Source organism: Bacillus cereus group sp. MG1 (assembly GCF_040460035.1).
Taxonomy (GTDB): domain Bacteria; phylum Bacillota; class Bacilli; order Bacillales; family Bacillaceae_G; genus Bacillus_A; species Bacillus_A cereus.
In genome coordinates, this window is sequence record NZ_JARVGY010000001.1 from 2,218,584 (window position 1) to 2,230,000 (window position 11,417).

Consider the following 11,417-nt stretch of genomic DNA (forward strand, 5'->3'; position numbering starts at 1 on the left):
TTAATTTCTCCCCATCCAGGGCGGGCTATTTTAAGAAAGGATCTAGCTCCTACATCAAAAGAAGTAGAAGCTTTTCTCACTTTTCTTATTTCATACTTTCTAAAAGCTCTTGCTCATAATCATAAAGAGCTGTTGGATAGTCCCCATTAAAGTAAGCCATGCATAGGCCGCCATATTTCCCTTCATATGGACGCCCAATTGCATCTACTAATCCATCTTCGCTTAAAAATGTTAAAGAATCTGCTCCGATCATTTCACGGATTTCTTCTACTGTATGATTTGCTGCAATTAATTCTTTTCTCGTTTGAATATCAATGCCATAGAAACATGGATATTTCAGAGGTGGTGAAGCAATTCTTACGTGAACTTCTGTCGCTCCAGCCTCACGAAGCATACGAACAATTCGTTTACTTGTCGTTCCTCTTACGATAGAGTCATCAATCATAACAACTCGTTTCCCTTCAACTACACCTCTTACTGCGGAAAGCTTCATCTTAACCCCTTGCTCGCGCAGTTCTTGAGAAGGTTGAATAAACGTACGTCCAACGTAACGATTTTTAATTAATCCTAACTCATATGGAATACCTGTCGCCTCCGCATAGCCAATCGCAGCTGAAATACTAGAGTCTGGTACACCAGTAACAACATCTGCTTCAATAGGAGCTTCTGCCGCTAAACGTTTCCCCATATTCTTACGTGCTGCATGGACGTTAACACCAGCAATATTAGAATCTGGTCGTGCAAAGTAAATATATTCCATACTACAAATTGCATGTTCTACATCGTTTGTGAAACGATCTACGTGAATTCCTTCATCATTAATGATAAGTAATTCACCCGGTTCTACATCGCGAATGTATGTTGCACCTACTACATCAAAAGCACATGTTTCAGATGCTACAACGTAAGCATCCCCCATCTTTCCAATTGAAAGCGGACGGAACCCATTCGGATCTAATGCAACGATCATTTCATTTCCAGTTAGTAAAAGATACGCAAACGCACCTTTCACTTTATTTAAAGCCTCTTTTACACTTTCAATTAAAGAATCTTTCGTGCTACGTTTAATAAGATGTAAAAGTACTTCTGTATCTGAACTAGTTTGAAAAATACTGCCCTCTGCTTCTAATTCACGACGAAGCATTTTTGCGTTAATTAAATTTCCGTTATGAGCTAACGCCATACTATGATCGGAAAAACGGAACAACAATGGTTGAACGTTAGCAACTTCACTTCCACCAGCTGTTGCATATCGTACATGTCCGATTGCTGATTTTCCATTTAATCCTTCTAGCTCGCCTCTTGAAAACACTTCTGATATTAAACCTAACCCCTTGTGACCGACGATTTTTTCCCCATTATTTACGACAATGCCTGCGCCTTCTTGCCCACGATGCTGTAAACTGTGCAATCCGTAGTATGAAACTTGTGCTGCATTTTCATGCCCCCAAATTCCGAAAACGCCACATTCTTCGTTTAACCCCTTTATTTCAGCAAGCATGGGATTGCCCCTTTCCAAGCCTTTCTCATTTCATCTACATTTGCTGTAAGTAATACTTCATTTTCTTCATTATGAATTGTTACTTCATTTGTACTTGTTACTTCTCCAACTTGGATTGCTTCTACTGCTTTCTCAAACGCCTCTTTATTTTCACGTTTTACAGTTATCACGAAGCGAGACTGTGATTCAGCGAATAATGCTGCTGTTGCTTCTCCATCTAATTTCACAGTAGCACCTAAGCCTTTAGCACCAATTGCACTTTCTGAAATCGCAACTGCTAAACCACCTTCAGCAACATCATGTGCAGATTGAACAAGACCAGCTTGAATTGCTTCTAATACTTGTTTTTGGCGTTTTAATTCTACATCTAAATCGATACTTGGTGATTGACCGAAAATTTTGCCGTGAATCATTTTCTGTAATTCACTTCCGCCAAACTCAGCTTTCGTCTCACCAATTACATACACTAAATCACCAGCTTGCTTAAACTCTTGTGTTGTTACATGTTTTAAGTCATGCACAAGTCCGACCATCCCAACAGTTGGTGTTGGATATACAGCTTCACCACTACGCTCGTTATACATCGATACGTTTCCGCCGATAACTGGTGTTTGTAATGTGCGACAAGCTTCACTCATACCGTCTACTGATTTCTCAATCTGCCAGAAGATTTCTGGTTTTTCTGGGTTACCGAAGTTTAAGCAATCTGTAATTGCAAGTGGCTCTCCGCCAGAACATACGATATTACGCGCTGCCTCTGCTACTGCAATTTTACCGCCCATCTCTGGGTCTAGATAAATGTAGCGAGAGTTACAATCTGTCGTCATTGCTAATCCTTTTTCTGTACCGCGTACACGTACAACTGCAGCATCTGAACCTGGCGTAACAACTGTGCTTGTGCGAACTTGGTAATCGTATTGATCGTATACCCACTCTTTACTTGCAATTGTTGGTTGCTGTAATAAAGCGAATAACGTTTCTTTATAATTTTCTACTTTTGGCGTTTCCATTTTCATTGCTTGGAATTCAGCAAAGTATGCTGCTTCTTTTGATGGCTTATGATAAATTGGTGCTTCTTCTGCTAAAGCATCTGCTGGAACTTCAGCTACCTTTTCACCTTTATGGAATAAACGAAGCATTTTATCTTCTGTTACTTTCCCCATCGTAACCGCTGCAAGACCATACTTCTCAAATAAATCTACTATTTCTTGTTCTCTACCTTTTTTCACGACAATTAACATACGCTCTTGTGATTCAGATAGCATCATTTCATATGGTGTCATTCCTGTTTCACGCTGTGGTACATCATCTAAGTACATTTCAATACCCATTCCTGCTTTACTTGCCATTTCTGCAGATGATGATGTTAAACCAGCCGCACCCATATCTTGAATTCCAACAAGTGCATCGGATTGAATTAATTCTAAACACGCTTCAATAAGAAGCTTTTCCATAAATGGATCCCCTACTTGAACCGCTGGACGTTTCGCTTCTGAGCTTTCAGATAGTTCTTCCGACGCGAATGTTGCACCGTGAATACCGTCACGACCAGTTGATGCTCCTACGTACATTACTGTGTTACCAGCACCGTGCGCTTGCCCTTTTTTAATGTCTTCGTGGTTAATCAAACCTACGCACATTGCATTTACAAGTGGATTTCCTTCATAACATGGATCAAATTGTACTTCGCCGCCAACAGTCGGAATACCGATACAGTTACCGTATCCTGCAATTCCTGCTACTACTTCTTCGAATAAATATTTCACACGTGGTGACTGTAATTCACCGAAACGAAGTGAGTTTAATAGAGCTACCGGACGTGCTCCCATAGAGAATACGTCACGAATAATACCACCAACACCTGTTGCAGCTCCTTGATATGGTTCAATAGCTGAAGGATGGTTATGACTTTCCATTTTAAATACAACTGCTTGATTATCACCGATATCTACAATTCCAGCACCTTCTCCAGGTCCTTGCAGAACGCGCTCACCTGTCGTTGGAAACTTACGAAGAACTGGTTTCGAATTTTTATAACTACAATGTTCAGACCACATTACAGAGAATAACCCTGTTTCTGTATAATTTGGCAGACGACCTAAAATCTTTTCAACCATGGCAAACTCTTCGTCTGTTAGCCCCATTTCCGCATATATACGCTCTTCTTTAATTTGTGTTGGATTTGGTTCAAGCATTAACGACATATGTTTCCCTCCACTGTTTTAAGATAGATTGAAAGACTTTTAACCCTTCAGCACCACCAAGTAATTCATCTACAGCACGCTCTGGGTGTGGCATCATACCAAGTACATTTCCTTTTTCATTTACAATACCAGCAATATCTGAAACGCTACCGTTAGGGTTTTCTACGTAACGGAATGCGATTTGATTGTTCTCTTTTAATTGTTTAAGCGTCGCTTCATCACAATAGTAATTCCCCTCACCATGCGCGATTGGAATATTAATTACTTCATCTTTTCCATATTGTGATGTAAACATCGTTTCATTATTTTCAACACGCAACTGAACAGTGCGACACATAAATTTTAAGTTTTCGTTTCTCATTAACGCTCCTGGTAGTAATCCTGATTCAACAAGAATCTGGAATCCATTACATACACCTAAAATCGGCTTTCCTTGCTCAGCAGCTTTTTGCACTGCTTTCATTGCATTAGCAAAGCGAGAGATAGCACCGCAGCGTAAGTAGTCACCATAAGAAAATCCACCTGGTAGTAGAATTGCATCATATTCATCTAAATTCTCTGTATCGTGCCAAACGTAATCTACTTCTTCGCCAAGCTCATCTTTAATTGCATGGAACATATCGACATCACAGTTCGAACCCGGAAATACTATTACGGCAAATTTCACTGTGCGACAACCTCCTCAACTTCATAACGGAAGTCTTCCATTACAACGTTCGCTAATAGTTTTTCACACATTTCCTTTACCTTGCTATCTAAATCAGATACAGATTTATCAATTGTTAGTTCCATGTACTTTCCGATTCGAACATCTTGTACTTCTGTGAATGAAAGACTATGAAGTGCTCCTTTTACTGCTGTTCCTTGTGGATCTAATACGCTTTCTCTTAATGTTACATATACCTTAACTTTATACATGTGAAATTCCCCCTAAACGTTTTAAAATCTCTTCATAAGCATCTGTTAAATTTCCAAGATCGCGACGGAATACGTCTTTATCAAACTTTTCATTGCTCGTTTCATCCCATAAACGGCAAGTATCTGGTGAAATTTCATCCGCTAAAATGATTTCTCCTTCTTCCGTTACACCAAACTCTAATTTGAAATCTACTAATCTTACACGACAGCTTGCGAAATGATCAATCAACACTTGATTGATTTGTAGAGCCATATCTCGTAATACGCTTACTTGCTCTGGTGATGCAACGTTTAATACACGAATATGATCTTCCGTTACAAGCGGATCTCCTAAATCATCATCTTTGAAGTAAAATTCTACGATTGGTTCTGCAAGTACAGTTCCCTCTTCCATTCCTAATCGTTTTGAAAGACTTCCTGCAATTACATTTCTTGTGACAACTTCTAAAGGAATAATACTCACTTTTTTAACAAGTTGTTCTGTTTCAGATAACTTCTCAACAAAATGTGTTTTAATTCCCACTTCTTGTAACTTTCTGAACAATAAAGTTGTAATTTCATTGTTCAAACGACCTTTCCCTGTAATCGTCTCTTTTTTCTCCCCATTGAAAGCAGTCGCACTATCTTTGTACTCTACCCAAACCATATCTGCTGATTCTGTACGATAAATTCTTTTTGCCTTACCTTCATACAGCAATTCTAGCTTTTGCATTTCGCAAGCCCCCTGTAGTTTGAAAAATGTGAATAATGTTTTTATAAAGAATGGCACAGAATGACTCTATTCTGTGCCATATGAAATTTTACGCTTCGTTTAATCCAAGGCGTTCAAAGATTGTATCAACGTGTTGCATATGATGCTCATAGTTGAAGCATTCATTAATTTCTTCTTGTGTTAACTTGCTTGTAATACGCTCATCAGCTTCTACAAGCTCTTTAAATTGTACTTGTGTTTCCCAAGCTTCCATCGCTTTAGGCTGTACGATATCATAAGCTTCTTCACGTACCATACCTTTGTCGATTAGTGTAAGCATTACGCGCTGAGAATAAATTAAGCCGTATGTTCTTGTCATATTGCGTTTCATATTCTCTGGGTATACAGTTAAGTTTTTAACGATATTACCAAAGCGATTTAACATGTAATTTAACGCGATTGTAGCATCTGGTAAAATTACGCGTTCTGCCGAAGAGTGAGAAATGTCACGCTCATGCCATAATGGAACATTTTCGTAAGCCGTCATCATATAACCGCGGATAACACGAGCTAAACCAGTCATATTTTCAGAACCAATTGGATTACGTTTATGTGGCATTGCAGAAGAACCTTTTTGACCTTTTGCGAAAGCTTCTTCAACTTCACGTGTTTCACTCTTTTGTAAACCACGAATCTCAACTGCCATCTTTTCGATAGATGTTGCAATTAGTGCAAGTGTTGACATGTAGTGTGCGTGACGATCACGTTGCAATGTTTGTGTTGAAATTGGTGCTGCTTCTAATCCTAAGTTTTCACAAACATATTTTTCTACGAATGGATCGATATTTGCATATGTACCAACCGCACCAGATAGTTTACCAACACGAACTGTATCAGCAGCTTGTTTGAAACGCTCTACGTTACGTTTCATTTCTTCATACCAAAGACCAAGTTTTAAACCAAATGTTGTTGGTTCTGCATGAACACCATGTGTTCTTCCCATCATGATTGTGTATTTATGCTCTTTCGCTTTGTTAGCTAAAATGCTTACAAAGTTCTCTAAGTCTTTTAATATAATTTCATTCGCTTGTTTTAAGATGTAAGATAATGCTGTATCCACTACGTCTGTAGATGTTAAACCGTAATGAACCCATTTACGTTCCTCACCTAATGCTGGCGTTTCTGATACAGCACGAGTGAATGCAACTACGTCATGACGTGTTTCTTTTTCAATTTCATAAATACGATCAATATCAAATGATGCATGCTCACGAATTTTCTTAACATCTTCTTTTGGAATATCGCCAAGCTCAGCCCATGCTTCACAAGCTAAAATCTCAACTTCTAACCATGCTTTAAATTTGTTCTCTTCCGTCCAAATTGCACCCATTTCTGGGCGTGTATAACGACTAATCATCTTTTTCCCTCCAACAGTTGTTCTTGATGGTCCCAAATATGCAAACTCTTCGCTTTTTCTAGAGCGACTTCAATATTATCATTTAAAATATTAACATGCCCCATTTTTCGCTGTGCTTTTGCTTCTTCTTTTCCATACAAGTGTAAATAGCACCCGGTTAATCTATTCACTTGTCTTAGGACCCCTTCTATATGTTCGCCTAAAATGTTTACCATGACAACTGGTTTTAACAAATTTGTTTCTCCTAGAGGTAAATTACAGATTGCTCGAATATGTTGACCAAATTGACTCGTCTCACATGCATCCTGTGTATAGTGTCCTGAATTGTGAGGTCTTGGCGCTAATTCATTAATATAAATCTCACCATTATCTGTAGCAAACATCTCTACAGCTAGTGTTCCCACAAGTTCTAATTCATCCGCAAGTACCTTTGCATAAGCAATTGCTTTTTGAGAAAGCTCTTCTGTAATGCGAGCTGGAACGATAGATTCATGTAAAATGTTATTTACATGAATATTTTCTGCTACTGGAAACACTTTTGTTTCACCACTTACACTACGAATCACAATAACTGATACTTCTTTTTCAAAAGGCACCCATTTCTCTAAAATACATTCTGCTTTATCCACAAGATTTCTTGCTGTCTCAACATCAGCTTCACTTCTTAAAACAACTTGTCCTTTCCCATCATATCCACCTGTCGTCGTTTTTAAGACGGAAGGGAATGATAACTCAGCAATTGCTTCTGTAAGCTGATCTTGATTTTGAACTAATCTATACGTTGCTACTGGTAACCCAGCCTTCTCAATCGCATTCTTTTCTGTAAAACGATTTTGCGTTGTATTTAACAACTGACTACCTTGTGGTAAGTACGCATGTTTTTCAAGCCATTGTAAACATCTATAATCAATATTCTCAAATTCATATGTGACAACATCACTTATCTCTGCTAAATGCTGAATTGCTTTTAAATCATCATATGGTGCAACAATTTCAATATCAGCAACTTGTGCACATGGTGAATGCTTTGTAGGATCTAAAACAGCAATTTTATATCCCATTTCCTTAGCTGCCAATGCCATCATTCTTCCTAGCTGGCCGCCTCCAATAATACCGATTGTTTTTCCAGGTAAAATGATCCTCGTCATACTAGCTCACTACCTTCACGCACATCTTTTTCAATCGCTTCTCGTCTCAATTCTAATGCATCATGTATATCATCATGGAATGATCCAAGTATTTGTGCGGCAAGTAATCCAGCATTCGTTGAACCGGCTTTACCAATTGCAACAGTTGCAACTGGAACACCTCCTGGCATTTGGACGATGGATAATAATGAATCTAAGCCTTTTAATGCTTTTGATTGAACTGGAACTCCAATTACAGGAAGATTTGTCTTCGCTGCAACCATTCCTGGTAAATGTGCTGCTCCACCAGCTCCAGCAATAATAACTTTCAATCCACGTTCACGAGCCGTCTCTGCATATTCAAACATATAATCCGGAGTCCGATGAGCGGATACAACTTTTTTCTCATACGGTATATTTAATTCATCTAAAATGTCACAAGCATATTTCATTGTTTCCCAGTCTGACGTGCTTCCCATTATGACTCCAACTAGTGATTTCATATTAGAATCCCCCCGATTCAAATAAAAAAAGCCTGAAATAGAACAGTTTCTCTTTTACTATGAGAGAAAGCGCTCTACTCAGGCATACGTATCCCTTGTGAATAGAAAAATACCGAGTGACTTTCCCTCATAGTCTAACGAATAACGGTCGTTAGGTAGAGACTTGCAGGCCATATCCCCGCGATTATATGAGGTCTTATATTATTGTTTCTATGGTTATATTAACAATATTTCATAAACAATGTCAATAAATAATCGAATGTTTTTTTATTAGTAGTCAATAACGTTCGTGTTTTAGTTATATTCAAAAGAAGAATTGCAACTATATGCAAGAAGAAAAGGGAATTAGAATATATATTTCTAGAGATCTATTTTACGTATAATCGTTTAAATGGCACTTCAGTATGTTTTAAATCAAAATATATACACTCTTGTATTATTATAACGATTTAATTTCTAAGGAGGATAACTGTTAAAGAAAGAACTATGCTATTATCCTATTTATTTTTCTCTATTGCAGTAATTTCTGTAATTATTAAATACTTATTTATAGCATCTCATTATTTAAAATATATACTTATGATAGTAATAATTTGTCCTATTTTAAGTATTACTTTAGTGGCATTAGGAAAATCAGGAACACAAAAAATCATTGCTATTATTTTAAACAGTCTCTATTTCATTCTTTTTTCGTCTTTAGCTTTATTAAATTTATGGATTATAGCCTTCGGTAAATAAAAATAAACACAAAAAAACCTAAGTCAAAATGACTTAGGTTTTTGCTTGGCGACGTCCTACTCTCACAGGGACAAGGTCCCAACTACCATCGGCGCTAGAGAGCTTAACTTCCGTGTTCGGTATGGGAACGGGTGTGACCTCTCTGCCATCATCACCAAACTATGAAGGCATATTCCTTCAAAACTAGATAACATTGCTACATATTATATGGTTAAGTCCTCGATCTATTAGTATTCGTCAGCTCCACATGTCACCATGCTTCCACCTCGAACCTATCAACCTGATCATCTTTCAGGGATCTTACTAGCTTACGCTATGGGAAATCTCATCTTGAGGGGGGCTTCATGCTTAGATGCTTTCAGCACTTATCCCTTCCGCACATAGCTACCCAGCTATGCCCTTGGCAGAACAACTGGTACACCAGCGGTGCGTCCATCCCGGTCCTCTCGTACTAAGGACAGCTCCTCTCAAATTTCCTACGCCCACGACGGATAGGGACCGAACTGTCTCACGACGTTCTGAACCCAGCTCGCGTACCGCTTTAATGGGCGAACAGCCCAACCCTTGGGACCGACTACAGCCCCAGGATGCGATGAGCCGACATCGAGGTGCCAAACCTCCCCGTCGATGTGGACTCTTGGGGGAGATAAGCCTGTTATCCCCGGGGTAGCTTTTATCCGTTGAGCGATGGCCCTTCCATGCGGAACCACCGGATCACTAAGCCCGACTTTCGTCCCTGCTCGACTTGTAGGTCTCGCAGTCAAGCTCCCTTATGCCTTTGCACTCTACGAATGATTTCCAACCATTCTGAGGGAACCTTTGGGCGCCTCCGTTACACTTTAGGAGGCGACCGCCCCAGTCAAACTGCCCACCTGACACTGTCTCCCGGGTCGATAAGACCCGTAGGTTAGAATTTCAATACAGTCAGGGCGGTATCCCACCAGCGCCTCCACCGAAGCTAGCGCTCCGGTTTCAATGGCTCCCGCCTATCCTGTACAAACTGTACCAAAATTCAATATCAGGCTACAGTAAAGCTCCACGGGGTCTTTCCGTCCTGTCGCGGGTAACCTGCATCTTCACAGGTACTATAATTTCACCGAGTCTCTGGTTGAGACAGTGCCCAAATCGTTACACCTTTCGTGCGGGTCGGAACTTACCCGACAAGGAATTTCGCTACCTTAGGACCGTTATAGTTACGGCCGCCGTTTACTGGGGCTTCAGTTCAGAGCTTCGCTTACGCTAACCCCTCTCCTTAACCTTCCAGCACCGGGCAGGTGTCACCCCCTATACTTCGCCTTACGGCTTCGCAGAGAGCTGTGTTTTTGCTAAACAGTCGCTTGGGCCTATTCACTGCGGCTTTCCGTTAAGAAAGCACCCCTTCTCCCGAAGTTACGGGGTCATTTTGCCGAGTTCCTTAACCAGAGTTCTCTCGCACACCTTAGGATTCTCTCCTCGCCTACCTGTGTCGGTTTGCGGTACAGGCACCTTTTATCTCGCTAGAAGCTTTTCTTGGCAGCGGGGAATCAAAGACTTCGCTCCATAAGGAGCTTCCCCATCACAGCTCAGCCTTTATGATAAGCGGATTTGCCTACTTATCAGCCTAACTGCTTGGACGTGCACAACCAATCGCACGCTTCTTCTATCCTTCTGCGTCCCTCCATTGCTCAAACGATAAAGAGGTGGTACAGGAATATCAACCTGTTGTCCATCGCCTACGCCTGTCGGCCTCGGCTTAGGTCCTGACTAACCCTGAGCGGACGAGCCTTCCTCAGGAAACCTTAGGCATTCGGTGGACGGGATTCTCACCCGTCTTTCGCTACTCATACCGGCATTCTCACTTCTAAGCACTCCACCAGTCCTTACGGTCTGACTTCACTGTCCTTAGAACGCTCCCCTACCACTGATACCATTCGGTATCAATCCGCAGCTTCGGTGGTGTATTTAGCCCCGGTACATTTTCGGCGCAGAGTCACTCGACTAGTGAGCTATTACGCACTCTTTAAATGGTGGCTGCTTCTAAGCCAACATCCTAGTTGTCTAAGCAACTCCACATCCTTTTCCACTTAATACACACTTTGGGACCTTAGCTGGCGGTCTGGGCTGTTTCCCTTTTGACTACGGATCTTATCACTCGCAGTCTGACTCCTAAGGATAAGTCATTGGCATTCGGAGTTTGACTGAATTCGGTAATCCGATGAGGACCCCTAGTCCAATCAGTGCTCTACCTCCAAGACTCTTACACTTAAGGCTAGCCCTAAAGCTATTTCGGGGAGAACCAGCTATCTCCAGGTTCGATTGGAATTTCTCCGCTACCCACA

Annotated in this window: 9 protein-coding genes, 2 rRNA genes and 1 riboswitch (1 of these 12 only partly in view); of the genes, 1 reads left to right on the forward strand and 10 read right to left on the reverse strand. The window is 40.5% G+C overall.

Features of this window, described 5'->3' with window-relative positions:
• Positions 1–85: 85 nt before the first annotated feature.
• The 8 genes from purF to purE form a co-directional block, all read right to left on the reverse strand.
• The gene (gene purF, locus QCI79_RS11410) at positions 86–1,501 is read right to left on the reverse strand and encodes an amidophosphoribosyltransferase (protein WP_000879025.1); all 1,416 of its coding nucleotides are present in this window, start codon (positions 1,499–1,501) and stop codon (positions 86–88) included.
• The gene (purL, locus tag QCI79_RS11415) at positions 1,486–3,705 is read right to left on the reverse strand and encodes a phosphoribosylformylglycinamidine synthase II (RefSeq protein WP_000055562.1); all 2,220 of its coding nucleotides are present in this window, start codon (positions 3,703–3,705) and stop codon (positions 1,486–1,488) included. The genes purF and purL overlap by 16 nt, the downstream gene beginning before the upstream one ends.
• Positions 3,689–4,372 carry a phosphoribosylformylglycinamidine synthase subunit PurQ gene (gene purQ, locus QCI79_RS11420; protein ID WP_000666789.1) on the reverse strand — a complete coding sequence of 228 codons (684 nt, stop codon included), beginning with the start codon at positions 4,370–4,372 and terminating at the stop codon, positions 3,689–3,691. Before purQ ends, purL begins: the two co-directional genes overlap by 17 nt.
• Positions 4,369–4,623 carry a phosphoribosylformylglycinamidine synthase subunit PurS gene (gene purS / locus QCI79_RS11425; RefSeq protein WP_000278823.1) on the reverse strand — a complete coding sequence of 85 codons (255 nt, stop codon included), beginning with the start codon at positions 4,621–4,623 and terminating at the stop codon, positions 4,369–4,371. The genes purQ and purS overlap by 4 nt, the downstream gene beginning before the upstream one ends.
• Positions 4,616–5,335: a phosphoribosylaminoimidazolesuccinocarboxamide synthase gene (purC, locus tag QCI79_RS11430; RefSeq protein ID WP_001170544.1), complete on the reverse strand. Its 720-nt coding sequence runs from the start codon at positions 5,333–5,335 to the stop codon at positions 4,616–4,618. The genes purS and purC overlap by 8 nt, the downstream gene beginning before the upstream one ends.
• 88 nt (positions 5,336–5,423) lie before the next feature.
• Positions 5,424–6,731, reverse strand: coding sequence for an adenylosuccinate lyase (gene purB / locus QCI79_RS11435; RefSeq protein ID WP_000625682.1), 1,308 nt, complete (start codon positions 6,729–6,731; stop codon positions 5,424–5,426).
• On the reverse strand, positions 6,728–7,879 hold the full coding sequence (gene purK / locus QCI79_RS11440; protein WP_000196770.1) for a 5-(carboxyamino)imidazole ribonucleotide synthase: 1,152 nt from the start codon (positions 7,877–7,879) through the stop codon (positions 6,728–6,730). Before purK ends, purB begins: the two co-directional genes overlap by 4 nt.
• Entirely contained in the window at positions 7,876–8,361 is a 486-nt protein-coding gene (purE, locus tag QCI79_RS11445) for a 5-(carboxyamino)imidazole ribonucleotide mutase (protein WP_000839364.1), read from the reverse strand. The genes purK and purE overlap by 4 nt, the downstream gene beginning before the upstream one ends.
• A gap of 110 nt (positions 8,362–8,471) precedes the next feature.
• Positions 8,472–8,573, reverse strand: a riboswitch (purine riboswitch).
• Positions 8,574–8,847: 274 nt separating this feature from the next.
• Between purE and QCI79_RS11450 the strand changes: the two genes are divergently transcribed.
• Positions 8,848–9,099 (forward strand): hypothetical protein, encoded by a 252-nt coding sequence (locus QCI79_RS11450; protein WP_000927502.1) that lies wholly within the window; start codon positions 8,848–8,850, stop codon positions 9,097–9,099.
• Positions 9,100–9,142: 43 nt separating this feature from the next.
• Here QCI79_RS11450 and rrf read toward each other — a convergent pair.
• Both rrf and QCI79_RS11460 read right to left on the reverse strand, forming a co-directional pair.
• Positions 9,143–9,258, reverse strand: a 5S ribosomal RNA gene (gene rrf, locus QCI79_RS11455).
• A 48-nt stretch (positions 9,259–9,306) separates the two neighbouring features.
• Positions 9,307–11,417: ribosomal RNA gene (locus QCI79_RS11460) — 23S ribosomal RNA — on the reverse strand; it runs 812 nt beyond the window's last position.

Excerpts from the sequence above, each read along its gene's own strand:
- purS (WP_000278823.1), bottom strand. The coding sequence starts at position 4,623 with ATGTATAAAGTTAAGGTATATGTAACATTAAGAGAAAGCGTATTAGAT.
- purF (WP_000879025.1), bottom strand. The coding sequence starts at position 1,501 with ATGCTTGCTGAAATAAAGGGGTTAAACGAAGAATGTGGCGTTTTCGGA.
- purC (WP_001170544.1), bottom strand. The coding sequence starts at position 5,335 with ATGCAAAAGCTAGAATTGCTGTATGAAGGTAAGGCAAAAAGAATTTAT.
- purB (WP_000625682.1), bottom strand. The coding sequence starts at position 6,731 with ATGATTAGTCGTTATACACGCCCAGAAATGGGTGCAATTTGGACGGAA.
- purK (WP_000196770.1), bottom strand. The coding sequence starts at position 7,879 with ATGACGAGGATCATTTTACCTGGAAAAACAATCGGTATTATTGGAGGC.
- purL (WP_000055562.1), bottom strand. The coding sequence starts at position 3,705 with ATGTCGTTAATGCTTGAACCAAATCCAACACAAATTAAAGAAGAGCGT.
- purE (WP_000839364.1), bottom strand. The coding sequence starts at position 8,361 with ATGAAATCACTAGTTGGAGTCATAATGGGAAGCACGTCAGACTGGGAA.
- QCI79_RS11450 (WP_000927502.1), top strand. The coding sequence starts at position 8,848 with ATGCTATTATCCTATTTATTTTTCTCTATTGCAGTAATTTCTGTAATT.